Raw genomic sequence first — 24,360 nt, 5'->3', positions numbered from 1 at the left:
TTAAGCATGCGTGATATAAGAGCATTTACGTCAGTGGCGGGTTATCATAAATTAAAGGAAACAAGGCAATGCAACAATTGAATCCAGCGGAAATCAGTAACCTGATTAAGCAGCGCATTCAAGACCTTGATGCGGGTGCAACTGCAAAGAATGAAGGCACGATTGTCAAAGTATCTGACGGTATCGTGCAGATTCATGGTCTTGAAGATGCCATGTACGGCGAAATGATTGAGTTTGAAGGTGAAGTCTACGGAATGGCGCTCAACTTAGAGCGTGATTCTGTTGGCGCAGTAGTACTGGGTGACTTCCTAAAACTACAAGAAGGTCAAAAAGCCTATTGTACTGGTCGTATCCTTGAAGTTCCGGTAGGTCCTGAGTTGCTAGGCCGTGTTGTTGATGCTTTAGGTAACCCTATTGATGGCAAAGGTCCTATTAATGCCAAAATGACTGACAAAGTTGAGAAGATCGCTCCAGGCGTTATCGATCGTCAGTCAGTTGATCAGCCAGTAATGACAGGTTATAAGTCTGTTGATACTATGATTCCAATCGGTCGTGGTCAGCGTGAGCTTATCATTGGTGATCGTCAGACGGGTAAAACCGCGATGGCTATCGATGCGATCATTGCACAGAAATCATCTGGTATTAAATGTGTCTATGTTGCAATCGGTCAGAAACGTTCTACCATTGCCAACGTCGTACGTAAGCTTGAGCAAACTGGTGCCCTTGAATATACTACTGTTGTAGTAGCGTCAGCATCAGAGCCAGCAGCACTGCAATATATCGCACCGTACTCAGGTTGTACGATGGGTGAATACTTCCGTGACCGCGGCGAAGATGCACTGATTGTATTTGATGACTTATCAAAGCAAGCAGTCGCGTATCGTCAAATCTCACTACTATTACGTCGTCCGCCAGGTCGTGAAGCGTATCCTGGTGATGTATTCTATTTACACTCACGTTTACTTGAGCGTGCATCACGCGTAAACGCGGCGTATGTAGAAAAATTCACCAATGGTGAAGTGGTCGGTAAAACAGGTTCTTTAACTGCTCTACCTATCATTGAAACCCAAGCAGGTGACGTATCTGCATTTGTACCGACTAACGTGATTTCAATCACTGATGGTCAGATTTTCTTAGAGTCAAGCCTATTCAACTCAGGTATCCGTCCGGCTGTGAACGCTGGTATTTCGGTATCACGTGTTGGTGGTGCGGCTCAGACTAAGATTATTAAGAAACTGTCTGGTGGTATCCGTACCGCACTGGCTCAGTATCGTGAACTTGCAGCATTCGCTCAGTTTGCATCAGATCTTGATGATGTAACTCGTGAACAGCTTGACCACGGTGAGCGTGTGACTGAATTGATGAAGCAAAAACAGTATCAGCCAATGTCAATCTCTGAGCAAGCCGCTGTTATTTATGCGTCAAACGAAGGTTTCTTAGCAGACGTACCAGTTGAAAAAATCGGTTCTTTTGAAGAAGCTTACTTACGTTATATGCATGATGAGCAAGCCGACTTAATGAAAGAGATTGATGACACTGCGAATTATAACGATGATATCGCAGGTCGTTTAAAATCGTCTTTAGAGACTTTTAAACAAAATCACAGTTATTAATTTAACGGGTTAAGCCAGTTTTGTTGTGGCTTTAGTGTTAGAGCTTATGGAGTGGCGCGTTGTCTGATAAGCTTTTTATTAAGACAGCAGCGCCACTTTAGTCACAACTCATGGTATATGGTTGCGTCATGCCACAAGATATTAAAACATTTAAACAATGATGCAATGCTAAATGGTACATTGTGAATGAGAATACCGTTTTATATTGAAATATTGTTGCATGCGCCAATGCTTTTTAACCCTCTTATATTGGAATCATTATGGCAAACTTAAAAGAAATACGTGCCAAAGTCACCAGTATTCAAAGCACCCAGAAAATTACTCGCGCTATGCAAATGGTAGCTGCCAGTAAAATGCGCCGTGCCCAAGAGCGCATGGAAGTGGGTCGCCCGTATGCTGATAGTATGCGCCGGGTTATTTCGCATTTGGTGCATGCCTCATCCGATTATAAACATCCATATATGGTAAGCCGTCCAGTCAATAGAGTTGGCTATATTGTCATCACATCTGATCGTGGTCTAGCGGGTGGTTTGAATATCAACTTATTCAAAGCCTTATCTAAGAATATTCAGAAATACCAAGAGCAGTCTGTACAAGCTGAATTTGCTGTCATTGGCGCTAAAGGTGTCAGCTTCTTTAAAAGCTTTGGTGGCAAAGTCACCTCAGCCGTAACTGATTATGGTGATAAACCTACTTTTGAGCAGATAAATGCGCCAGTTCAAGCGATGCTTGACGATTATACAAACGGTAAAATAGATCGCATTTATGTGGTTTATAATAAGTTTGTCAATGCAATGACTCAAAAGCCAACGGTCAATCAGTTGGTACCTTTACCAGAGAGTGCATTTGGTGAAGAAGAGAGTGGCATTCAGACTGAACTTAGCTGGGATTATATCTACGAGCCTGATATTAAAACATTGATTGATGAATTGCTTGGACGTTACATTGAGTCTATCGTCTATCAAGCGGTAATGGAAAACATTGCCTCTGAGCAATCCTCACGTATGGTTGCGATGAAAGCGGCGACAGATAATGCTGGCGACCTAATTAACGATTTACAGTTGGTTTATAACAAGCTGCGTCAAGCGGCGATTACCCGAGAAATATCGGAAATCGTTGGCGGTGCTGCTGCTGTTTCATAATTGAAACCCTTTATAAAACCCAATATATACAGAATTTCCAGGAGAACGCAATGAGTAGCGGTCGTATTGTACAGATTATTGGCGCGGTTCTTGACGTTGAGTTCAACCGTAATGAAGTACCTAAGATTTTTGATGCTTTGCTAGTTGATGGCACCGAAACTACTTTAGAAGTACAGCAACAGCTGGGTGATGGCATCGTACGTACGATTGCTATGGGTTCTACTGAAGGACTCAAGCGTAACCTTCCAGTTACCAATACTGGTGGCCCAATTTCTGTGCCAGTTGGTATCGGTACGTTAGGTCGCATCATGGATGTTCTTGGTCGTCCTATCGATGAAGAAGGCCCAGTACAAGCAGATGAGCGTTGGTCAATTCACCGTGAAGCGCCAAGCTATGCAGAACAATCAAACAGTACTGAGCTGTTAGAGACTGGTATTAAAGTAATCGATTTACTTTGCCCGTTTGCTAAAGGTGGTAAAGTTGGTCTGTTTGGTGGTGCTGGTGTTGGTAAAACCGTCAACATGATGGAATTAATCAATAACATCGCGCTTAAGCATGAAGGTTTGTCAGTATTTGCGGGTGTTGGTGAGCGTACGCGTGAAGGTAACGATTTCTATCACGAAATGCAAGAAGCTGGCGTTGTAAACACCGAAGACTTTAGCAAATCTAAAGTTGCGATGGTATACGGTCAGATGAATGAGCCACCGGGTAACCGTCTACGTGTTGCACTGTCTGGTTTGACCATGGCTGAATACTTCCGTGATACGAAAGATCCTGCTACTGGCAAAGGTCGTGACGTATTGTTGTTTGTTGATAACATCTACCGTTATACACTAGCCGGTACTGAAGTATCAGCATTGCTTGGTCGTATGCCATCAGCGGTTGGTTATCAGCCAACACTTGCTGAAGAGATGGGTATGCTGCAAGAGCGTATTACTTCTACGCAATCAGGCTCTATTACTTCTGTGCAAGCGGTATATGTCCCTGCAGATGATTTGACCGATCCATCACCAGCAACGACGTTTGCTCACTTGGATGCAACTGTGGTACTAAGCCGTGATATCGCTTCACAAGGTATCTACCCTGCAGTTGATCCATTAGATTCAACGTCACGTCAGCTTGATCCATTGGTTATCGGTGAAGAGCATTACAACGTTGCTCGTGGTGTTCAAGAAGTTCTACAGCGCTATAAAGAATTAAAAGACATCATCGCGATTTTGGGTATGGATGAGTTATCAGAAGAAGATAAATTAGTCGTTTATCGCGCTCGTAAAATTCAGCGCTTCTTATCACAGCCATTCCATGTCGCTGAAGTCTTCACTGGTGCACCTGGTAAATATGTACCATTACGCGACACCATTGCTAGCTTTAAAGCAATCATCGCAGGTGAATATGACAGCTTACCAGAGCAAGCCTTCTATATGGCTGGCGGCATCGACGAAGTCGTTGCTAAAGCTGAAAAAATGAAGTCTTCTGCTGCGTAAGTGGTATTAGTATTCGCTAAAAAGTAGGTGTAATATAAACTTTATATCTACTCTTTAGTAACGTGTTGCGTTTTTGATCGCGCTTTGATAGTAAGGAATTAAGTATGGCAACGTTACAATGTCGCGTCGTAAGTGCTCGTGAAGAGTTGTATTCAGGCGAAATTAGCATGTTAATAGCTAGTGGTACCGAAGGCGAGATTGGTATATTGCCAGGTCACACTCCGCTTATTACTTTGCTAAAGCCAGGTGCAATGCGCGTACAAACGCCAAATGGCGAAGAAGAAGTGATTTACGTCTCAGGTGGCGTACTAGAAGTACAGCCAAAAATGGTTACCGTACTTGCTGATACTGCCATGCGTGCACACAATCTTGACGAAAGTAAAATCGTTGAAGCACGTAAGAAAGCGGAGCAAATGCTGGTCAACCAGTCTGATACCGTACAAACTAATGCTGCCTTGGCGTCATTGGCGGAATCTGTTGCTCAGCTACAGACCATCCGTAAGTACAAAAACCGTGCTTAATATTTTTTACTTGTAAGGGTAAGTATTTACTCTTGTAAGCAATCATAAAAAAACAGTCCTTTATGGGCTGTTTTTTTATGGCTGTTAGTTTTATTGGATAGTGATGGTTTTTAGCTTTTAGCCAAAAAGCTACTAGCAACAACGGCAATATATGGTTATATTAAGGGTTGGAAAATAGTTTGCTAACTTATAGAGTTGAGTTGTTTTATGCGCTTTACTTAGTGATCAGGCTTATGATTGAAAGCTTTAGACATAGCGAAACGGTTATCAGCAAATAAAGTTATTTGACGCTTTTTGAATATGATAAACGGTATGATTTTTGCACGTAAAATAAAGTTTTAATGGTCGTAGTTTATAGGTTTTGTTAACGACTATAAGCTATAGTATAAGAAGCTGCAGGATTAATAGTATACTGTGCTGCCAAGTTTGTAACAGCTATATAAACAGCAGTTGCACTATTTTGTAGTGCTATTCATTTTACTGCTCTTATTTTGACTACTTTTAAATGAGATGTATTAGAGGATATAACAATGACAACGAATGATGATGACAACACCCCCCGAATTTTGATTGTTGAGGACGATGAGCGTCTGGCCATGTTGACCCAAGATTATTTGGTCAAAAACGGTCTAGAAGTGGCGATTGAAACGGATGGTAATCGCGCCATTCGTCGTATTGTCAGTGAGCAGCCAGATTTGGTTGTACTTGATGTCATGCTTCCAGGTAGCGATGGCTTGACAGTCTGTCGTGAAGTACGTCCACATTACCAAAACCCTATCTTAATGCTGACGGCTCGTACTGAAGATATGGATCAAGTATTGGGTCTTGAGATGGGCGCCGACGATTATGTTGCTAAGCCTGCTCAGCCACGTGTTTTATTAGCGCGTATTCGTGCGTTATTGCGCCGTTCAGAAAACGCCCCGTCAGAAGATGTGCCACAGCGTCTAGAGTTTGGTGAATTGGTTATCGATAATGGTGGTCGTTCAGTGAATCTAGGTGATGAGTTAGTAGATTTCACCAGTGCAGAATATGATCTACTATGGTTGCTTGCTTCTAATGCTGGACGTATCTTGTCACGTGAAGATATCTTTGAGCGTCTACGTGGTATTGAGTATGATGGTCAAGATCGCTCTATTGACGTCCGTATCTCACGCATTCGTCCAAAAATCGGTGATGATCCAGAAAATCCAAAACGTATCAAAACCGTACGTAGTAAAGGCTATCTATTCGTAAAAGAAGGCAACTAATCGCCGACTTTTGCTATAAGTCTTGATTGTTCCTCGTTATGCAATAAGAAACCAGCGTAAAGCTGGTTTTTTAGGGTTTAAATATTAAGTTTTTAACCTTAGTTGCTGCGTTATGTGGTTTAATTAAGCGATAATTTTATGTACTAGTTTAATTATCATTAAATATATATCACAGCAACTATTATCCTATAGTGGTTATAATAGGTATTATATCTATTGATAACGCTTATTCATCAGGTTGGTCACGGCACGTATGTCATTAGTCTCTTCTCTTAAACACAGTATTTTTGTTCGTATTTATGCAGGGCTATTGATAGTCTGCTTGTGTGTGGCACTATTTGCCCAGCTATTGATGGATACCATCAATAAAGAGCGCGTCCAATCTTATCGTGAAAATATGGCGACAGGGGCGTTTCATATCGTGAGTGAGGGTTTGGCTCACCAAGAAAACGAGGCGCAACGTGATTATTGGTTGTCTGATGCCAGTAGTTTGTTTGGCTCAGAATTTAAGATCGTGTCTATCGATGAAGTTGATTTTAATGCCAGCGAGCTGCGCCGTTTTGAGAAAGAAAACACGGTCGTACGCTATATCAGCCAACTGACCACTGCCGATGTCTATTATCGCCTACCAGACAATCAAGGTGTTTTGACTGCGCGTATCTCACAAGTGACTGAGCAGCAAGTCAGAGCTATCGCCGTATTTTTGCTAGATGATTTGTCCTATTATATTACTTTGTCTGATAAACGTGCACGTTTGGCACAGTTAGAAGAAAAGTTTTCATTTCCTTTAGCATTTAAAGCAGTAGCGGCGCTCAATTTGGATCCTGATCAGATGGCACGCTTGCGCCGTGATGAGGTGGTTATCTTATTGCAAGATACCAATACCAGTAAAAGTAACTCGTCTATCAAAGTCATTGTGCCGTCTGAAATTAGTGATATGGCAATTTTGATCGGTCCAGTACCTTTATTTAATTGGTTTCCACTAAACTTGATCGTCAGTATGATTTTGATCAGTATGTTTTTAATTAGTTTGGGTGTGTATGCACTGATTTTCCCGCTTGAGCGCAAGTTACAACTGATACAGGTCGGGGTGAATGAGGTCAGTAAAGGTAATCTTGAAAGTCAAGTACAGGTGATTGGTCAAGATGAAATCGCCCGTTTAGCTGCAACCTTTAATGCCATGACTTCTCATATTAAGCGTTTGATTGAGTCGCAGCGAGAGCTAACGCGAGCGGTGTCACATGAGCTACGTACGCCCGTTGCACGTATTCGCTTTGCTGTTGATATGCTGGCAGATACTGATGATGAAGATTCGCGTTTTATGCAGCGTGACTTTATTGATGAAGATATCGAAGCACTTAATGGCTTGATTGATGAGATTCTCACCTATGCGAAACTTGAAGAAGGCTCGCCCAAACTAGATTTGGAACCAGTCAATCTTCGAGAACTGCTTGAGCAGATTGAGCGTGAAACCAATGCCTTGGGTAAACCGATTAAAATTGTCACCAAACTGCCAAATGCTAAAGTAGAAGCAATAGCAGATAGACGCTACTTACATCGCGTGATTCAGAATTTGGCTGGTAATGCTCTTCGTTATGCAGAGACTACGATTATCATTAGTGCTGGGGTCAAAAAGGGCAATGCCTTTGTCAGCGTTGAAGATGATGGTCACGGTATTCCAGAAGCAGATCGCGAAAAGGTCTTTATTCCATTCTCCCGCTTAGACGATAGTCGGACGCGTGCCTCAGGTGGCTACGGTTTGGGCTTGTCTATCGTATCACGCATTGCTTTTTGGTTTAATGGTCGTATGAAGGTTGATGAGAGCCGAGATCTTGGTGGCGCGCGGTTTGTGATGACATGGCCTATCAAGCCACTGACACAAATTTTAGCGGCCGATGAATTAACCCAAGATAAGAGTGAGCGTGAGTTTGATGCATAAGCATCGTTAATATACTTTTGAAATAAAACAGTGCTGTTAAGATGACTTTTATAAAGGTAGCAAAATGCCTATCGAAATAGTATTTCACTTGTAGCTATGTTATTTCTAACTGATCATAAATGAGGCTAACAAGTTATTTATTGCTGTTACTTAGTCTTTAATGGAGGAGGGCAACGGATGCCGTATTTATTTGGGGGTTTGGTGGTATTAAATGCTGTGACATTAGGATATTATTTATTCTTACAGCAGCCAAGTACTACTCAGACTCTAAAGGTAGCGCAGGATCAGATTACCCAGCCTTTAGCGTTTGCTAACAGTGCTGAGTATATTCCGCCTGCTATTGGCAACAAGTAATAAGTTTTATAACCGTTGAAGTTTTTATATCTAAAAAAATAATACTAAAAAAGCAACGATAGCCAGTCGTTGCTTTTTTAGTATTATTGATTGGCACTATTATGATCAGTTCAATATAAAAGTGATTAAGCGAGAAAAATTCGTCCCAGTCTCGCCCCATAAAATCACGTATCTATTTTATTTAATATCAACTTTCTCAATAAATGACTTTGTAGCGGGATCGACATCCAAAGGTTGCTCTCCGGCAACTTCTGAGATGAGAGGGATGCGAATACAGACCTGCAGACCACCATCTGGATGATTAATAGCCTCAACTGTTCCATGATGCAAGCGCGCGATACGGTCAACAATCGCCAAGCCGAGTCCACTACCCTGAGTGGTACGCGCTGATTCGCCACGCTCAAACGGCTGCATGACACGCTCGAGTTGGTCTTCTGCCACCCCATCGCCGCAGTCTCGCACACATATAATCAACTGCTCTTTTGCTTCTTTATTGACTGTATTTTCGGTCACGACATCGCTGTATTCTATCACCTCTTTTTCTACAAAGGTTGGCATGACAACAGCAGACAGATAAATAGGCGGCTCACCATAACGCTTGGCATTATTCACCAGATTGATAATCAGGCGCTTAATCGACATAGGACGTACGGGCACAAGCTTGCTGCATTCTGACTGATAAATAAACTCTAGTGGCGCAAATTGCACCATAATCTCATTAAATATGGTATCTAAATTGGTAAGGCGTACAGGCTCATCGGAGCCATCTTTCATAAACGAGATAAATTGCTCTAAAATAGCATCCATATCTTCGATATCGTAAATCAACCCTTCACGAAAAAAATCATCGGGCAGCATTTCAGCAGTTAAGCGCATACGAGTCAGCGGGGTACGCAAATCGTGTGAGATGCCGGCTAACATTATCGTACGCTCTTTTTGCGCTTGGTTGAGAGTAGTAAACAGACGGTTAAAAGCCATATTTACTTGGCGAATCTCGGTAGGACCATGACGGGTCGGTAGCGTTGTTGCATGACCCAACTGAATATAGTTGGTAGCAGCACGTTGAAGATAACGTAGAGGACGATTTAATTGACGGGCTAATAAAATGATCGTCAACAGTGTCAAAATGGGTAGCCCAAACAAAAACAAGATCAATAAAGTAGGGCTGTACTGCGAATAATAGACCACAGGTTCGCGTATCCAAAAACTGCTATCACGACTGTCTTGTACCCAAAGTTGAGGGGTTGGTTTAAATTTAAAATATACTTCAACTGGTCGCCCCAATTGTGCACTGATTTCTCGCTGTAACACATCCGTAAAAACACTGACAAAAGCTTTGTCCGCAACCTCTGGAAAGTCACTTGGATTATCTACCACTACTACATGTGAGTGCTGATAAATCCACTGACGGACTTCAGGGTTGTCCTGCCAGTCTCGATTGGCGCTGTTCATCAGCCGAAGCTCGCTGGTCAAATAGCGCGCATGGCTTTTGAGCTCTGGTAAATATAGACTGCGCCAAAAAAACAAAATTGATACCCCGACGCTAATGAGAACAATAAAAGCCACCATTAGAGTGGTTAGCAGACTATTAGAGTAAGAGCGGGGTAACCAGCTTTTATGAGGCAATGGTGGGTTTGGCGTGGTCATAGGAATCCAAATTATAATGAGGCAGTGACAGATGCTATTGCTAGGATAGCATAACCCATTAATAACGCTGGCAATATCATCCGCTTAAGATAAAGGCATATGATAGAGGAGTATCCATCATATTAGCAGCGTGAATGATGAATCTTATTTACAGTCATAACGATTTAAGCTATTGTTAATAAATAATTAAATAAGCACAGTTTATGTTTTCAATAAAATAAGACTGTGGTATAATTATGCCCTTTTTGGTATACCTGCGAAAGAGAGAATTCACATGGTTGTTATTCGTTTAGCACGGGGCGGTGCCAAGAAACGCCCATTTTATCAAGTAGTTGTTGCTGATCAACGCCGCGCGCGTGACGGTCGCTATATTGAAAACATCGGCTTTTTTAACCCACTCGCTAAAGATTCTGAAGAAGCAGTGCGCTTGAACATGGAAGCGTATAATGCGTGGGTCGCAAAAGGTGCACAACCTTCTGATCGCGTTGCTTCATTAGCAAAAGCTTATAATAAGTCTGCTGCTCAAACTGAAGCTACTGCTTAAGTTTTGGCTGCAACATACTGATAGTGCATTTATGCATCCATCAGTTGGCTTAAGAATACCTAGCGTAACTGGTCTAACCAGGGTACGCCATTAACTGTTTATCGCTTTTGACGACGTTTATCGTTTTTAATGGCTTTTTATTTATCATCGCTGTTTTTATCATTGTTAGGTTAGCCGTTATGTCGTCTGCTCCAAACGCTAGTGCCCTTATGAAAATTGGTCAGCTCAAAAAGCCTTATGGCATAAAAGGTTGGCTTTGGGTCTTTAGTGAAACAGACGATCGTACGGCGATATTTAATATCAAGCCTTGGTGGATGGAAACTGCTACCGGTATGAAACCTTTGACAGTAAAGGCTTGGCGTGAGCAAGGCACAGGAATTGTGGCTCAGTTTGAGCAGATTCCTGATCGTAATGTTGCTGAGACCATGAATGGGGTAACTCTTTGGGTCGAGCAAGACATCTTGCCAGAACCTGCTGAGGATGAATACTATTGGTCGGATTTGGTCAGCCTGCGCGTAATGAACGAGCAGGATGAATATCTAGGCGATATTACTGAGATGTTTGAAACTGGCGCCCACGCTATCATGCGGGTTGCGGCAACGACAGACAGCTTGGATAAAGAAGAGCGCCTAATTCCATGGCATAAGCAAACTGTAGTGAAAGTCGATCTGACTGAAAAGACAGTGCTGGTTGCATGGCCAAGTGACTATTGATAATAGTTTTAACTTTGCGGTTAAGCTTTATCAGTAATAACACCGATTTATTTAGCCAATATTAGCCACTGCGCAAGTAGACATCTGATGTATTTTGCCGTTATTAGTATTTTTCCTGAAATGTTTGCCACGATTCGTGAGTTTGGAATCACAGGTCGGGCAGTCACTCAGAAGCAAGTAACGATTGAATGCATCAACCCGCGTGATTTTACCAGTGATAATTATCGCCGTATTGATGAACGTCCGTATGGTGGCGGTCCTGGCATGGTGATGATGGCTGAGCCATTATCCCAAGCGATTGAGGATGCGCGCCTACGAGCAAGTCAGCATGGCTGCCGTGTCGACAAAGCGCACTGTCCGGTGATTTATATGTCGCCACAAGGACAGACGCTGAGTGAGAGTAGTGTGGTCGATATGACCGAGTATGACGGCATGATTATATTATGCGGTCGTTACGAAGGCATTGATGAGCGCTTACTGTCGCAGTATGTTGATATGGAAATATCACTTGGTGATTATGTGCTTACCGGTGGTGAGCTACCGGCAATGGTGCTAATGGATAGTGTGATACGTCGTCTGCCTGATATTATGGGTGATGATAAGTCAGCTGAGCAAGACTCGTTCGTCGATGGCTTGCTTGATTGTCCACATTATACCAAGCCGCATGAGTTTGCAGGTATGGCAGTGCCTGAAGTGTTACTTTCAGGTCACCATGCCAATATCGCGAAGTGGCGCTTTAGTCAGCAAGTCGAACGTACGCAAGCGCGTCGTCCAGACTTATGGCAAGCGTTTACGCCAACGGTAGAGCAAGCAAAGTGGCTAAAGGCATTAGCAAAAGCTGATAAAAAATAGCGGTTAAAAAGATAAGCAGTTAAGTAATAAAATTTTGAGCAACAACAAAACGAGTCATAGCATAATGGCCGTTTGTCATAACCTACTTACGTTGTGTCTTATTAAAAAGAGATATAATTAATTATTACAAACAGGTGATATGCGTCAAGCCTCTATTATCTAATGTGAGGAGATAACTCTCATGAGCAACAAGCATCCATTGGTTCAGGTCATCGAAAATGCTCAATTGATTGAGCGCCCAAGCTTTGCACCCGGCGATACCGTTGTGGTTCAAGTAAAAGTACGTGAAGGTGAGCGTGAGCGTTTACAGGCTTTTGAAGGCGTTGTAATTGCTAAGCGTAACCGCGGTTTAAACTCAGCGTTTACCGTACGTAAAATCTCAAGTGGCGTTGGTGTTGAGCGTGCATTCCAATTGCATTCACCAATCATCGATAGCATTGAAGTGAAACGCCGTGGCGCTGTTCGCCGTGCGAAACTGTACTACTTACGTGAGCGCTCTGGTAAATCAGCACGTATCCGCGAGAAGCTTGCTCCGCGTGCGCCTAAAGTTGTTAAGGCAAAAACTGATGCTCGCGTTCCTGATGCAGTTGAAACTGCACCTGGTATTTAAGCAAAAGTTTGCCATCTTTAGTGAGCTGTATGGTATACAGTTGACTAGAGTAAGGCGATAGTAGATACAAACCCTTATTCATAGGTTTATCATATAAATAAGCGGGTCATACCAAAAAAGACAAAACCCCAATCTGTGCATATGCCAGATTGGGGTTTTTGTTTCTGTCGCTTTAAATCACAGAATTAAATTAAAGCTTTAAACGTTGCCTTTAATCATCGAGATTTTCAATACGGCTGTTTTGGTCTTTAGATTTGCTGTACTTACGCAAGCGTATGTATAGCGTCTTGGTGACGATAGCGATGGTCTTTTGCTGATCGTCCACGATATCTACTTGGTATTCACGAAAGACGGGTTCACCCTCTTTTGCCAGCTCTTGAATGGCTTTAATCTCACTGCTAGGGATTTTCATGCGAGCAGTGACTTTGCTATTGCCCGGCGCGATAAATTCAATATGTGAACTTTTATCCCAAACAACGTAACTGCTACCCAGTTGATGCATGAGCATGAGCATATAAAATGGATCAACCATTGAATATAAGCTGCCACCAAACTGTGTCCCTACAATGTTCTTATTTAAACTATTTAGTCCCATATTGACCACACATAAACCCTGGTCAAGGTTTATGTGCTCAATCTTGATGCCGGCACCGATATAAGGTGCATAAGTGTTGATACGTAGCTTGAGCAGATAAGGCGTGAGCAATGGCATAATATTTTTTTTAGCGTTACGTTTTAGCGTCTCAAGATTTTTGGGTAGTAAACTCATAAACTTATCCTAGGGAACTTCTTGATTTTTAGACTGCTATTATTCAATCGTTATGGGTAAAAAGGTATTTATCATAGTGAAAAACTTATAAAGGCGCTAGAGCTAAAGCGTAACTTCATTCAAATCTTAGCGCTTTGTTTTTGTCTATTGCGTGATTGTCGATGGTTTATGTACCATAACGCATCATTAATTATAAGAACCATCATCATAATGACTACAATCTACTATTTTATTAGCAACTAAGTAGTTAATAAGTTTGTATTTATTTCAAAAGGAAACTTTATGTTATTAATGGCTGCTATATTTATAGTATATTCGAATCGTTATACATTCGCGTTCTAAAGTCTCATGACATACAATGACTGCATTTTTTCTTCAGTGGCTGAACACTTATCGTAAGAGTAGTAAGTGGATAAGCAGTCACTAAAACGTCGGTCGACACAAGGAAATGTGATGAGTAACACGCAGCTTCCCCCTTTAGATGCCAATCCGCAGCAGCCAACCCCTTCTGATAATGATGTTCAAAGTAGTTATGTAGAATTACATAAGCCCTATTCAAGTTTTAAAAATCGTGATGCCTACCTCAATCATGAACTGCAAATCATGCAGCCAAAACGCTGGCGCGCCAACTTACCGTTCCGTGACTATCGTTTTGAGTACGAGGATACTATTCCTGCAATGGCAGCGACCATTGGTAAAGTCGTGATGGTGGGTGCTATTGCGGCGACCTTTGCAGGACCACTCGGTTTGGGTGATGCTTTTATCTTAGAAAACGTCCGTTATGAGTTATTGATTGTTTCGTTTTTTGTCATTTTATTCTCAGGTTTTCTACTACCGACCGCCAACCTTGCGGGTACTCATGGGCCTTTAATTCCGCTTATTCCTATTGTTGTCGCAGCTGGTGGTCACCCGATGGCCTTTGGTCTGCTCATCGGTGCCTTTGGATTATTATTGGCAATCAGTAAAGGGGGCAGTTTACTAGCAAATTTGACCAGTAAAGGCGTGTGCGGTGGTTTGCTGCTCTACTTGGGATTTATTGGTACGATATCACAAGTTAAAAACTTGTTTGCATGGGCAGAGGGCATTGGCATGGCGCATATTGCTTTTGTGGTGATTTTGCTGACGATTATCTTGTATGCCGTGTTAGAAAATTTTCAAAAGCGCTGGCTGGCTGTGCCACTGAGCTGTTTGTTAGGTGGTGGCGTGGCGTTCGCTATGGGTGCACCTTTTGCCTTTAAAACCGCACCCGGTCTACCGCATATGAGCCCTATGTATTGGTGGGGCGAAAATACTGGTTGGATGTTAGGATTACCGACGGTTGAGAGCTTTATCGTGGTATTACCTTTTGCGGTGTTAGCAGTGGCGATGTGGTCGCCAGATTTTTTAGGTCATCAGGTTTTCCAGAAAATCAGCTATCCCAAACGTACTGAACGTGTACTGATGGATATTGATGATACGATGACCAGTGCATCGTTTCGTCAGGTCGTAGGTTCTGTGCTCGGTGGGGCGAACTTTGCGTCGTCATGGGGTACGTATATCGTACCTGCAGCAATTGCCAAACGTCCCATTCCAGCTGGTGCGATTTTGACAGGACTATTCTGCCTTATCGCAGGTGTTTGGGGTTACCCTATGGACTTGGCAATCTGGGAGCCAGTGATGTGTGTGGCTCTGATTGTTGGGGTATTCATTCCATTGCTTGAAGCTGGGATGGAGATGACTCGCGAAGGTAAAACCACCCAATCTGCCGCCATTGTCGTCTTTGCATCTGCGTTGGTGAATCCCGCCTTCGGTTGGTCTATTACTTTGGTGCTTGATAATTTAGGATTAATTGGCTCTAAAGAGCGTAGTGCCAGTCTGACCAAAATGAGCCGCTGGATTATTCCTGTGATCACCTTCGTGATATTGACCGGGGTTATGGCTATCGTCGGTATGTTGCCAGGTATCCCAGCACTATTACCAAATTTCCGTCACTAGTCGCACTGTAGGGTTGTTTTTCTGCAAAAAGTCAGCCTTGGTGCTGGCTTTTTTTATGGTTATTGCTAAGCTGATAAGGGTTCTTGTAAAACCCATACCATCGCCCCATAAACATCTGTATATCAGTATCTTGAGAGCAATAAATTCTATGGTCAATGTCTCAGAATCGAGTCCCATCGATGACAAGAAAGCCCGTCTTAAACATTTAATCCAGCGCCTGCCAAACTTGCCGGGAGTGTATAAAATGCTGGGTAAAAATGGTGATATTTTATATGTCGGCAAAGCTAAATCACTCAAGAGCCGTGTGAACAGCTACTTTGCGAAAACCATTGATCATCCTAAGACACGAGCACTGGTGGCACGGATACATAATATTGAAACCATCATTACCCGCAGTGAGACGGAAGCGCTGTTACTTGAGCAAAATCTGATTAAAGAATATCGTCCGCCTTATAACGTGCTACTGCGCGATGATAAATCCTATCTCTATGTGTTTATTTCAGCAGATAAGCCTTATCCAAGATTGGCTTATGGTCGCGGTAAAGGCAATCACCAAAAGGGTCGCTTTTTCGGTCCTTTTCCTTCTGCGCATGCGGCAAAAGAAACACTGGTGCTCATGCAAAAAATGTTTCAAATGCGCCAATGTACCAATACCTTTTTTAAGCAACGTAAGCGTCCGTGTCTTGAATACCAAATTAAGCGTTGCCGTGCTCCTTGTGTGGGCTTAGTATCGCCAGAAGAATATAGCGAGGACGTCAATAATACTATTCGTTTCTTAAAAGGTGACTCTAGTGATATCCATACTGCTTTGATTGAAAAAATGGAAGCTTCTGCTGAAGAGCTAGACTTTGAAAAGGCAGTTTTTTATCGCGATCAGCTGTCTATGCTGCGTGAAGTACAAGCCAAGCAAGCCGTTTATACAGTGCAGGGTGAGGCAGATGTGATTGCTATTGCCAGTCAAGCAGGCATGACCTGTGTCAACGTATTGACGGTTCGTGGTGGGCGCGTGCTTGGCGGTAAGAACTACTTCCCTGATGTCGATAGCAGTGAGCCTCTTGCAGACAATTTATCAGCGTTTATCACCTCATTTTATTTTCAGGTGACAGATGATTTGCCAGCAGAGATTATATTGAGCGATGAATTACCAGATCAGCTAGCAGTGAGTGAAGCGTTGGCAACACACTTTGGTAGTAAGGTCGTTATCAAAACCAGCGTACGTGAGCACCGTGCTGAATGGTTAGACTTAGCAAAACTCAATACTAATAATGCACTAAAAACCAAACTTGGTGATTATTTAGAGTTACATGCACGCTTTGGGGCGTTAAAAGATGTTTTGACTGAAGTCACGGATCGTACCATTGACCGTATCGAGTGTTTTGATATCTCGCATACGATGGGCGAGGCGACGATTGGTAGCTGTGTGGTCTTTGATCAAGGTGGCTCGCGTCGTCGTGATTATCGTCAGTATGCTATCCATGACATTGTCGGCGGTGATGACTATGCAGCGATGAAGCAGGTTTTGACACGGCGTTATAAGAAGCAGCCATTGCCGGATTTATTGCTTATCGATGGTGGTAAAGGGCAGCTTGGTATCGCCAAAGAAGTGCTGACTGAGTTGGGTATCCTTGGTGATACTTTGCTTATCAGTGTGGCAAAAGGTGAAGGACGTAAGGCTGGACTTGAAGTTCTACACTTTATTGACCATGAGCCACTTGACTTGCCTATGGATAGCAAGGCGCTGCATTTATTAATGCATATCCGCGATGAAGCGCATCGTTTTGCGATTACAGCGCATCGTAAGAAGCGCGATAAGCGTCGTTCATCGTCGGTGCTAGAAGTGATTCCGGGGCTAGGTGAAAAGCGCCGCCGTGACTTGCTCAATCACTTTGGCGGCATGCAGCAATTGCTCGGTGCCTCGCAGCAAGAATTGGCAGGCGTGCAAGGAATTGGTCCGGTATTAGCGAAAACCGTTTATAAAGTGCTGCATGAGTAGTCGAGGTAATGTTCGTCAAATTTAGGTTTATGTTCATAAACTTTGAACATGAAAAAAGAGGCTGTCCTAGAGTTATTTAGGATAGCCTCTTTTTACGTTTTGTTTAAAATTTTACTATTATTCAGCGCTTTTTATTTTATAAGTCACAAATCTAAAATCTAACGCGCTTTTTTCATCATGCATTTGCTCAGATTCTTCCGCAACTTCAAACTCACTTGGCAGCTCAGGATAAAAGGCATCGCCATCAACGATTTCAGTATCGACGTGAGTCAGTTCGATACGGTCGGTGTACAGCAATGCATCGCTAAACACGCGCTCGCCACCAATTACCCAAATCGTATCAAGATGCGCACCATGCGCAAGGCTTGCTGCTTGGGTTAAGGCATCGTCTAAATTATGCATTACATAAGCTTTATCACTGCCGACTAAGCCTTTTTGCTCAGCATAATCTATCTGGCTACTAATAATAAAGCTCACACGTTTAGGTAACGGCTTGCTGCCCATTGACTCAAACGTCTTGCGACCCATAATGACGATACCTTGTATCGCACCGTCATTTGGTTTGGTCGTCATGCTTTTAAAATGCTGTAAATCGGCTGAGATATGCCACGGTAGCTCATTGTCTTTACCAATACAGCGATTGCTACTGATAGCCGCTATTTGGGCAACTTCGGTGTTGGCATAACTCATAAATTATCCTTTGCTAATGTTTAAATATATTTAAATACAATTGAACAAACAGGCGCTATACCGCAACTTGCGCCTTAATCGCTGGATGAGACTCATACCCATCAACGCTGATATCCTCATAATTAAAAGCAAAAATATCTTTTACATTAGGGTTAAGTGCTAATGTCGGCAGCGTATAAAGCGAGCGGGTCAGCTGCAGCTCCACTTGCTCACGGTGGTTTTGATAAATATGGCAATCGCCACCGGTCCAAATAAATTCACCAACTTCTAGATTACAAACTTGTGCGACCATATGGGTGAGCAAGGCATAGCTGGCAATATTAAATGGCACACCTAGGAATAAATCTGCTGAGCGCTGATAGAGTTGGCAGGAGAGTTTATTATCCGCAACAAAAAACTGGAATAACGTATGACAAGGTGGCAGCGCAACTTGATCTGCTTCACCCGGATTCCAGCCAGAGACAATCAAGCGCCGCGAGTTAGGATTAGTCTTTATTTGTTCAACCACTTGTGCGATTTGATCGACACCGTCAGAGTTATACTGCCCATCTGCAGTTGTGGTCGCGCCATAATTACGCCATTGGTGACCATAAATAGGACCTAAATCGCCTGCAGGTCGATTAAAACGCGCAGTTTGCTCTGTAGTTGCCCATTCATTCCAAATGCGTACACCGTTTTGTTGCAAATAATCAACGTGGGTACTGCCACTTAAAAACCATAGGAGCTCATAAGTGATAGACTTAAGATGAACTTTTTTGGTGGTTAACAATGGAAAGCCATCGGCTAAATTAAAACGTAACTGCGCGCCAAAATGGCTCAGCGTACCAGTACCAGTACGATCACCTTTTTCCGTGCCTTCGTTAAAGACAAGGCGTAGCAGGTCTAAATAGGCTTGCTCGTTTTTACTGATAGAGCTGTTCATGGTCATAAAATTACTCTTCTGCGCTATTAAAACGCATCTTTAATATAGTTCTTAACGTGGTGCATGAAGAAGATAAAGCTTAATAAGCGGCTTGCTTACCCCAATCATAAATACCGCGCTTATAAGCATAAATTAGCATAATCAAACCAGCGATAATCATCGGTGCGCTCAATAGCTGTCCTTTAGTCATCCAACCTAATAAAATAAATCCTTGGTCAACATCAGGCTGGCGGAAGAATTCGATGATAAATCGGCTGATACCATAACCTAGTAAGAACACAGCAGAAGCAGCCATACGTGGACGCGGCTTTGATGAATACCACCATAAGAAGATAAATAGCAGCAGACCTTCGGCAAAGGCTTCGTATAGCTGCGATGGGTGACGCGGCAGCACATACTGACCATTGACCTCAATCATCAACTCTTGCAATTGTGGATTGCTCTGTAATTGCTCCATATCAAAGGCAGCGGCTTGCGGAAAGTAGGTCAGCCAGTTATAGCCACCGTCTGAGACGCGTCCCCATAGTTCACCATTAATATAGTTGCCGATGCGACCAAATAATAAGCCGGTTGGTACACAAGGCACGATAAAATCGAATACTTGAAAGGCAGTTTTCTTATATTTACGAGCAAAAAACCACATACCTACCATAACGCCGAGAAAACCGCCGTGGAAAGACATACCGCCTTCCCAAACTTTTAATAGATAGGCAGGGTTTTGTAATAGCTCGCCAAACTGATAAAACAGCACATAACCGATACGACCGCCTAAAATGACACCAAGCGCACCATAAAAGACCAAATCAGACACCATATCGGTGGTCCAATTGTCACGTTTGCTGCTGCGATACCATGCCAGACCAAAAGCTGCGGCAAATGCGAGCAAATACATCAAGCCATACCAGTGTACTTCTACTGGACCCAAGGACAGCGCTACAGGATTATACTGAGGATGAATTATCATAAGGGCATCATCATTATTGGTAATTAAATGCTGTCTATAATAGCAAAATTCATCCCTTGCGAACACTATGATAAATGTATGGTTTATTGAATGAATAGCAAAGCGCTAAAAAAACCGATAAGATGAAAAAAAGCGCATCAACTTCTAAGGAATTATCATGTCTGCTACCGTATCATCACGATCATTTTTGCACGATAAACGGTTAACTACCGTAGTTGATGTGCAATCGCCAAACCTTAAGCGAAACAGATTATCTTTATTGTGTATAGTCGCATCAGGCTTCAGTTTTTTCGTGCCAGTGACGGCGCAAGCAGCAACCAGTAGTATCGAACAAATTACCATTTATCAAGGCTTAGCCAGTGTCACTCGTGCATTACCCATCAGTGGCACAGGTGAGCAGACACTGGTTTTTTCCTGTCTTTCGCCTGCGATTGAACCCGAAAGTATTAGTGTACAAGCACTGGGCAATGTCAATATCGGTGAAGTTAGTATTCAAACCTTGAGTGGCGAGCAAGCAGCGCAGTGCCAGTATCAAGGAGCAGCTAATGTACAGACTCAGCAGAATAATCTAGCGGATATCAGTGCCGAATTGGAAGCGGCACGCCTGACCAAAGCCTATTTGCAAAACCTAACCAAAGTCACGCAAATAAACACCACTGGCACCCTTGCCAATAATGCACGCGACTTAGAAACGCAAGCCGCCAGTATTAACAAAAAAATAGTAGAGCTACAAAAACGAGAAGCTCGTGCTAAAGACGACTTAAATCAGCTGGTCGCTGGCAGTACTTCTTCAGTACAGAGTAATGTCACCCAAGTCAGTGTACGTACCGCTAGCCGTTCTGCTAGTAGTGTTAAATTACATTATCAAGTACGCGGTGCCAGCTGGGAGCCGACTTATCAAGCGCGTTTAAATACCGATAATAAACAACTCAATATCACCGCCTCTGCCATCATCGCCCAACAAACGGGAGAGAATTGGAACAATGTGCCAGTTATCTTAAGTACCGTTAATCCCAATCAAACGACGACCAGCCAGCTACCAAGAGTTAAACGTTTGTCACTATATGAAGAAGAGCAAGCTAAGTTGAGCCGTTATGCACAACCAATGATGGAAGCTGCTCCAGTGGTTGTTGTTTCTGCCAGCGACAGTTATGGCGGTGCAGGTGGTATGGCGCCGCTACCGAGCTTTACGGTTAGTAGTCAAAATAAAAACGGTATCACTGAATATCGCCTGCCGCAGCGCGTCAGTATTCCAAGTGATGGCAGACGCGTACGCACTATTATTGATGAACAATCCGGCATCAGTAAGCTTTGGCTACGGAGTACACCAAGCATCGAAGCTGCCGCTTACTGGTATGCGTCTGCACCGTTTTTGACGCCAGCTTGGGCAGATGGTTCATTGCAACTGTATCGCGACGATAACTATGTTGGTCAGTCGCGCTATGATTATCAGAGTTTAAAAGAGCAGGGGATTGGTTTTGGTGTTGATCCGAGCTTGCTTGTGAAACCACTGACTGATGAAGACAAAAAAGGCGACAAAGGCGTATTTAATCGTCAACAAACCAAGACCATCACTCAGGCTTATCAATTTACCAATCAGCACAATCGTAGTATGCGCATGCAAGTGTTAGGCGCAGAACCCTTGAGTAGCGATGACAGCATTAAAGTAACCGCGACGCATACACCAGCGATTAGCAAAAAAGATTGGAATGATAACAAAGGAATGGTAGCGTGGGAGTTCGATTTACCGAGTCAACAATCTCAAGTCGTGCAGTCGATCTATCAAATTAGCTATCCTGCGGATAAAAAATTAAGCACGAATTAATGTTAAATCAGAACCATATAATCGATTCAATTTAAAAAATACAATCCTGATGGGAATGCTGCTGGGATAAATTTTATGAAGCCTCTGGAGTGCGAAGCGCACAGCAAGCGAGGAAAATTTATCCCAGCATAACCCTATTTTGAACGACTCTATTTTATATTGAAATGACTATATAACAATCATATAAAAGGAATTCTATGTGTATTGTCGCCATTGCTTGGCAGTTATTTGATGAGCTGCCTTTGGTTTTATTATCTAATCGCGATGAGTTTCTACAGCGTCCGACAGAGCCACTACATCAATGGGAAGATAAGCCTATTTTTGCAGGGCGTGATGCGCAAAGTGGCGGTACGTGGTTAGGAATTCACCAAGAGCAGCATGCTGAATTTTATAAGCAAAATGGTCGCTGGGCGGCAGTATTGAACTTTCGCGATGGTGTGCAGGCAAGTAATGATGAGCGCTCACGTGGTGAATTGGTCGCTGATTTTTTGACCAGTTGCTTAAGCACGATGGAATTTGCACGGAAAATCAGTCTGCAAGAATATGCTGGGTTTAATCTGATTATCGGCGATAGCAAACAAGCGGTTGTCGTTAATAACCGTGGTCATGCACCAACACCTTTATATGCAGGCTTGCACGTATTCTCTAATGGTCAGCCAGAAGAGGGTTGGTTTAAGACAGAGCGTTTGCGTGGCAGGTTACGTCAAGAAATATTGCCATTAATTAGCGAAAATAGTGATTTTGAATACTGGCAAGACGCTGCTTTTAAGGTATTGTCCGATAATACTCAAGCACCAGAAGAAGAGTTACCAAATACTGGTATCGATATCAAAATAGAGCAAGCGCTGTCTTCGATTTATATTGAAGGTGCCAATCTTACTGGCATTGCTAGTAAGGAGGCTGCCAATAACGCCGTGCCAAGCTATGGTACAAGGACACAAAGTATTTTAACGTTACGGCGAAATACTATTAAAGATTCAGGCATTCAAGCTGAAATCGTCAGCCGTGAATGCTCTCATTAGCTTTTTATAAAAATCCAGTGATAAAAAAATACCGTTAGTGATATGAAATATCACTAACGGTATTCATTATTGTGCTAATTGCATGAAAAATTGGTGAGTTTATTCCACCAACAAATGGTTGTTTTGTTCCGGAATAATAAGCCCTTGTTGAAGCGGTAGCTCGGGCACCAATTCTTGTAAGGCGCGACGATATACGCTGCGTTTAAAGTGAATCACTTGTCCAAGTGGATACCAGTAGCTGACCCATTGCCAGTTATCAAACTCTGGTTTTCCCTCATCAAAGCGGATGTGTTGGGTATTTGGCTCATCTAAGCGTAGCAAAAACCATTTCTGTTTTTGCCCAATACATAAAGGGTACTGCCCATGACGCACATAACGTTTTGGTAAGCGATAGCGCAACCAATCTTGCGTAACCGCTAGCAAATCGACATGACGCGGATGTAGACCGACCTCTTCCCAGAGCTCGCGATACATCGCATCCATCGGCGTCTCCCCACGGTCGATACCGCCTTGAGGGAACTGCCAAGCGTTGTGACCAATACGTTTTGCCCACAGAACTTGCCCTTGTGTATTTGCCAAGATGATGCCGACATTGGCGCGAAAGCCGTCTGCATCTATCATGACGTAACCTTTTAAAATGTTTAAAAATAGCTTATTTCAACAAGGCACAGTGACAGCAATCATAATTATTATAGGGTGATTGCTATCGATACTTTGGCAAAATAAGATTCATTACCATCATTAAACCAAGAAAAGAGCAAAATGTGTAACAGTATTTTGCTATAAAATGTTTCACAGCTTTAATGATTTAAAATCAAGAGGTTATATAAAGATATTTAAGCAGACTTTTGTGTATTTTTTAGCTAAGGTATTTTGCTGTCAAAGTTTTTGCTTTAGTGTCTTATCGTTATAAGTGCTTACTTAATAATATAAGTAATAATACGAGTTTTTGATTCATTAATGCGGGTTTTAGCTTATGCTACACTAGTCATATTTTGCTTATCTTAATCAACGATAAAGTATTAAATCGATAAAGTTATTCTTATATATTGAACCAATAATATCGAACAAATAAGAACCTATTATTAAATAAAACTAGGAATATTAAAAATGTCAGAATCTAAAGCAAGCGTTACATGGCAAGAGAACAAAGCCTTTATGGGTATATCGCCATCAGGGCATAATGTACAAATCGATGCTGATAAAGAAAAAGGCGCCAGTCCAATGGAGCTGATTCTACTAGGGCTTGGAGGTTGTGCTAGCTATGATGTGGTGGCGATTTTGCAGAAATCGCGTCAAAATGTGACTGACGTACGTTGTGAGCTGACTGCTCAACGTGCTGAAACCGTACCGGCTGTCTATACTGATATTCATATGCATTTTGTCGTGACCGGTCAAGATGTCAAAGAAAGCCAAGTAGAAAAAGCCATAAAATTATCCGCAGAAAAATACTGCTCAGCCAGTCGTATGTTAGTACAAGGCGGGGTCAATGTGACGCATGACTTTGAAGTTATCGCAGGATAAAGGCGAATATA

Annotated in this window: 22 protein-coding genes; 16 read left to right on the top strand and 6 right to left on the bottom strand. The window is 42.7% G+C overall.

Annotated features, from left to right (window positions below):
- Positions 1-68 precede the first annotated feature (68 nt).
- The 7 genes from atpA to FQ082_RS13030 all read left to right on the top strand — a co-directional run bounded on the left by atpA (position 69) and on the right by FQ082_RS13030 (position 8,300).
- Positions 69-1,613 carry a F0F1 ATP synthase subunit alpha gene (gene atpA, locus FQ082_RS10785; protein ID WP_011514635.1) on the top strand — a complete coding sequence of 515 codons (1,545 nt, stop codon included), beginning with the start codon at positions 69-71 and terminating at the stop codon, positions 1,611-1,613.
- A 260-nt stretch (positions 1,614-1,873) separates the two neighbouring features.
- Positions 1,874-2,755, top strand: a complete 882-nt coding sequence (atpG, locus tag FQ082_RS10780) for a F0F1 ATP synthase subunit gamma (protein ID WP_011514634.1) — start codon at positions 1,874-1,876, stop codon at positions 2,753-2,755.
- Positions 2,756-2,805: 50 nt separating this feature from the next.
- A complete protein-coding gene (atpD, locus tag FQ082_RS10775) occupies positions 2,806-4,239 on the top strand; it encodes a F0F1 ATP synthase subunit beta (protein WP_011514633.1) in 1,434 nt (477 codons plus the stop codon).
- A gap of 104 nt (positions 4,240-4,343) precedes the next feature.
- The gene (locus FQ082_RS10770) at positions 4,344-4,760 is read left to right on the top strand and encodes a F0F1 ATP synthase subunit epsilon (RefSeq protein WP_149493092.1); all 417 of its coding nucleotides are present in this window, start codon (positions 4,344-4,346) and stop codon (positions 4,758-4,760) included.
- A gap of 530 nt (positions 4,761-5,290) precedes the next feature.
- The gene (locus FQ082_RS10765; RefSeq protein ID WP_011514631.1) at positions 5,291-6,007 is read left to right on the top strand and encodes a response regulator; all 717 of its coding nucleotides are present in this window, start codon (positions 5,291-5,293) and stop codon (positions 6,005-6,007) included.
- A 253-nt stretch (positions 6,008-6,260) separates the two neighbouring features.
- Positions 6,261-7,946, top strand: a complete 1,686-nt coding sequence (locus FQ082_RS10760; RefSeq protein ID WP_020444431.1) for an ATP-binding protein — start codon at positions 6,261-6,263, stop codon at positions 7,944-7,946.
- 177 nt (positions 7,947-8,123) lie between these two features.
- Positions 8,124-8,300 carry a hypothetical protein gene (locus tag FQ082_RS13030; protein ID WP_188018949.1) on the top strand — a complete coding sequence of 59 codons (177 nt, stop codon included), beginning with the start codon at positions 8,124-8,126 and terminating at the stop codon, positions 8,298-8,300.
- 177 nt (positions 8,301-8,477) lie between these two features.
- Here the strand turns inward: FQ082_RS13030 and FQ082_RS10755 are convergent, their stop codons facing one another.
- Positions 8,478-9,947 carry an ATP-binding protein gene (locus FQ082_RS10755; RefSeq protein WP_149493091.1) on the bottom strand — a complete coding sequence of 490 codons (1,470 nt, stop codon included), beginning with the start codon at positions 9,945-9,947 and terminating at the stop codon, positions 8,478-8,480.
- Between the two features lie 274 nt (positions 9,948-10,221).
- Here FQ082_RS10755 and rpsP point away from each other — a divergent pair, with 274 nt between their 5' ends.
- The 4 genes from rpsP to rplS all read left to right on the top strand — a co-directional run bounded on the left by rpsP (position 10,222) and on the right by rplS (position 12,666).
- The gene (gene rpsP, locus FQ082_RS10750) at positions 10,222-10,491 is read left to right on the top strand and encodes a 30S ribosomal protein S16 (RefSeq protein WP_011281274.1); all 270 of its coding nucleotides are present in this window, start codon (positions 10,222-10,224) and stop codon (positions 10,489-10,491) included.
- Between the two features lie 179 nt (positions 10,492-10,670).
- Positions 10,671-11,204 (top strand): ribosome maturation factor RimM, encoded by a 534-nt coding sequence (gene rimM / locus FQ082_RS10745; protein ID WP_149493090.1) that lies wholly within the window; start codon positions 10,671-10,673, stop codon positions 11,202-11,204.
- Positions 11,205-11,291: 87 nt separating this feature from the next.
- The gene (trmD, locus tag FQ082_RS10740; protein ID WP_011514627.1) at positions 11,292-12,056 is read left to right on the top strand and encodes a tRNA (guanosine(37)-N1)-methyltransferase TrmD; all 765 of its coding nucleotides are present in this window, start codon (positions 11,292-11,294) and stop codon (positions 12,054-12,056) included.
- 181 nt (positions 12,057-12,237) lie between these two features.
- Positions 12,238-12,666: a 50S ribosomal protein L19 gene (gene rplS, locus FQ082_RS10735; RefSeq protein ID WP_011514626.1), complete on the top strand. Its 429-nt coding sequence runs from the start codon at positions 12,238-12,240 to the stop codon at positions 12,664-12,666.
- 211 nt (positions 12,667-12,877) lie between these two features.
- Here rplS and FQ082_RS10730 read toward each other — a convergent pair whose 3' ends face one another.
- On the bottom strand, positions 12,878-13,435 hold the full coding sequence (locus tag FQ082_RS10730) for a DUF4442 domain-containing protein (protein ID WP_149409727.1): 558 nt from the start codon (positions 13,433-13,435) through the stop codon (positions 12,878-12,880).
- 453 nt (positions 13,436-13,888) lie between these two features.
- Between FQ082_RS10730 and FQ082_RS10725 the strand changes: the two genes are divergently transcribed.
- Positions 13,889-15,409 (top strand): DUF3360 family protein, encoded by a 1,521-nt coding sequence (locus FQ082_RS10725; RefSeq protein ID WP_149493089.1) that lies wholly within the window; start codon positions 13,889-13,891, stop codon positions 15,407-15,409.
- A 148-nt stretch (positions 15,410-15,557) separates the two neighbouring features.
- Positions 15,558-17,402, top strand: a complete 1,845-nt coding sequence (gene uvrC, locus FQ082_RS10720) for an excinuclease ABC subunit UvrC (RefSeq protein WP_020444423.1) — start codon at positions 15,558-15,560, stop codon at positions 17,400-17,402.
- A gap of 117 nt (positions 17,403-17,519) precedes the next feature.
- On the opposite strand, the gene FQ082_RS10715 is transcribed toward uvrC, so the two are convergent.
- The 3 genes from FQ082_RS10715 to lgt all read right to left on the bottom strand — a co-directional run bounded on the left by FQ082_RS10715 (position 17,520) and on the right by lgt (position 19,978).
- Positions 17,520-18,092 carry a dihydrofolate reductase gene (locus FQ082_RS10715; RefSeq protein WP_133104941.1) on the bottom strand — a complete coding sequence of 191 codons (573 nt, stop codon included), beginning with the start codon at positions 18,090-18,092 and terminating at the stop codon, positions 17,520-17,522.
- Positions 18,093-18,147: 55 nt separating this feature from the next.
- On the bottom strand, positions 18,148-19,020 hold the full coding sequence (locus FQ082_RS10710; protein ID WP_149493088.1) for a thymidylate synthase: 873 nt from the start codon (positions 19,018-19,020) through the stop codon (positions 18,148-18,150).
- Between the two features lie 73 nt (positions 19,021-19,093).
- Positions 19,094-19,978, bottom strand: a complete 885-nt coding sequence (lgt, locus tag FQ082_RS10705) for a prolipoprotein diacylglyceryl transferase (RefSeq protein WP_149493087.1) — start codon at positions 19,976-19,978, stop codon at positions 19,094-19,096.
- A 157-nt stretch (positions 19,979-20,135) separates the two neighbouring features.
- Here lgt and FQ082_RS10700 point away from each other — a divergent pair, with 157 nt between their 5' ends.
- Both FQ082_RS10700 and FQ082_RS10695 read left to right on the top strand, forming a co-directional pair.
- Positions 20,136-21,803 carry a DUF4139 domain-containing protein gene (locus tag FQ082_RS10700; protein WP_149493086.1) on the top strand — a complete coding sequence of 556 codons (1,668 nt, stop codon included), beginning with the start codon at positions 20,136-20,138 and terminating at the stop codon, positions 21,801-21,803.
- Between the two features lie 197 nt (positions 21,804-22,000).
- Positions 22,001-22,825, top strand: a complete 825-nt coding sequence (locus FQ082_RS10695) for an NRDE family protein (RefSeq protein WP_149493085.1) — start codon at positions 22,001-22,003, stop codon at positions 22,823-22,825.
- A gap of 99 nt (positions 22,826-22,924) precedes the next feature.
- On the opposite strand, the gene FQ082_RS10690 is transcribed toward FQ082_RS10695, so the two are convergent.
- Entirely contained in the window at positions 22,925-23,446 is a 522-nt protein-coding gene (locus tag FQ082_RS10690; protein ID WP_011514617.1) for an RNA pyrophosphohydrolase, read from the bottom strand.
- Positions 23,447-23,935: 489 nt separating this feature from the next.
- On the opposite strand from FQ082_RS10690, the gene FQ082_RS10685 reads away from it, so the two are divergent.
- Positions 23,936-24,349, top strand: a complete 414-nt coding sequence (locus FQ082_RS10685; RefSeq protein ID WP_133104916.1) for an OsmC family protein — start codon at positions 23,936-23,938, stop codon at positions 24,347-24,349.
- The last annotated feature ends 11 nt before the right edge of the window (positions 24,350-24,360 follow it).

The organism is Psychrobacter sp. ANT_H56B, assembly GCF_008369245.1.
Taxonomy (GTDB): domain Bacteria; phylum Pseudomonadota; class Gammaproteobacteria; order Pseudomonadales; family Moraxellaceae; genus Psychrobacter; species Psychrobacter cryohalolentis.
Note: the sequence above shows the minus strand (reverse complement) of the source record. Positions and strands in the feature narration are given on the sequence as shown.

What these genes read in the sequence shown, in the direction of transcription:
- lgt (WP_149493087.1), bottom strand. Translation starts at nt 19,978, where the DNA reads ATGATAATTCATCCTCAGTATAATCCTGTAGCGCTGTCCTTGGGTCCA.
- FQ082_RS10765 (WP_011514631.1), top strand. Translation starts at nt 5,291, where the DNA reads ATGACAACGAATGATGATGACAACACCCCCCGAATTTTGATTGTTGAG.
- FQ082_RS10755 (WP_149493091.1), bottom strand. Translation starts at nt 9,947, where the DNA reads ATGACCACGCCAAACCCACCATTGCCTCATAAAAGCTGGTTACCCCGC.
- trmD (WP_011514627.1), top strand. Translation starts at nt 11,292, where the DNA reads ATGTATTTTGCCGTTATTAGTATTTTTCCTGAAATGTTTGCCACGATT.
- FQ082_RS10685 (WP_133104916.1), top strand. Translation starts at nt 23,936, where the DNA reads ATGTCAGAATCTAAAGCAAGCGTTACATGGCAAGAGAACAAAGCCTTT.
- atpG (WP_011514634.1), top strand. Translation starts at nt 1,874, where the DNA reads ATGGCAAACTTAAAAGAAATACGTGCCAAAGTCACCAGTATTCAAAGC.
- FQ082_RS10700 (WP_149493086.1), top strand. Translation starts at nt 20,136, where the DNA reads ATGTCTGCTACCGTATCATCACGATCATTTTTGCACGATAAACGGTTA.
- FQ082_RS10695 (WP_149493085.1), top strand. Translation starts at nt 22,001, where the DNA reads ATGTGTATTGTCGCCATTGCTTGGCAGTTATTTGATGAGCTGCCTTTG.
- FQ082_RS10690 (WP_011514617.1), bottom strand. Translation starts at nt 23,446, where the DNA reads ATGATAGATGCAGACGGCTTTCGCGCCAATGTCGGCATCATCTTGGCA.
- rimM (WP_149493090.1), top strand. Translation starts at nt 10,671, where the DNA reads ATGTCGTCTGCTCCAAACGCTAGTGCCCTTATGAAAATTGGTCAGCTC.
- uvrC (WP_020444423.1), top strand. Translation starts at nt 15,558, where the DNA reads ATGGTCAATGTCTCAGAATCGAGTCCCATCGATGACAAGAAAGCCCGT.
- rplS (WP_011514626.1), top strand. Translation starts at nt 12,238, where the DNA reads ATGAGCAACAAGCATCCATTGGTTCAGGTCATCGAAAATGCTCAATTG.
- FQ082_RS10770 (WP_149493092.1), top strand. Translation starts at nt 4,344, where the DNA reads ATGGCAACGTTACAATGTCGCGTCGTAAGTGCTCGTGAAGAGTTGTAT.
- atpD (WP_011514633.1), top strand. Translation starts at nt 2,806, where the DNA reads ATGAGTAGCGGTCGTATTGTACAGATTATTGGCGCGGTTCTTGACGTT.
- atpA (WP_011514635.1), top strand. Translation starts at nt 69, where the DNA reads ATGCAACAATTGAATCCAGCGGAAATCAGTAACCTGATTAAGCAGCGC.
- FQ082_RS10710 (WP_149493088.1), bottom strand. Translation starts at nt 19,020, where the DNA reads ATGACCATGAACAGCTCTATCAGTAAAAACGAGCAAGCCTATTTAGAC.
- rpsP (WP_011281274.1), top strand. Translation starts at nt 10,222, where the DNA reads ATGGTTGTTATTCGTTTAGCACGGGGCGGTGCCAAGAAACGCCCATTT.
- FQ082_RS13030 (WP_188018949.1), top strand. Translation starts at nt 8,124, where the DNA reads ATGCCGTATTTATTTGGGGGTTTGGTGGTATTAAATGCTGTGACATTA.
- FQ082_RS10760 (WP_020444431.1), top strand. Translation starts at nt 6,261, where the DNA reads ATGTCATTAGTCTCTTCTCTTAAACACAGTATTTTTGTTCGTATTTAT.
- FQ082_RS10725 (WP_149493089.1), top strand. Translation starts at nt 13,889, where the DNA reads ATGAGTAACACGCAGCTTCCCCCTTTAGATGCCAATCCGCAGCAGCCA.
- FQ082_RS10730 (WP_149409727.1), bottom strand. Translation starts at nt 13,435, where the DNA reads ATGAGTTTACTACCCAAAAATCTTGAGACGCTAAAACGTAACGCTAAA.
- FQ082_RS10715 (WP_133104941.1), bottom strand. Translation starts at nt 18,092, where the DNA reads ATGAGTTATGCCAACACCGAAGTTGCCCAAATAGCGGCTATCAGTAGC.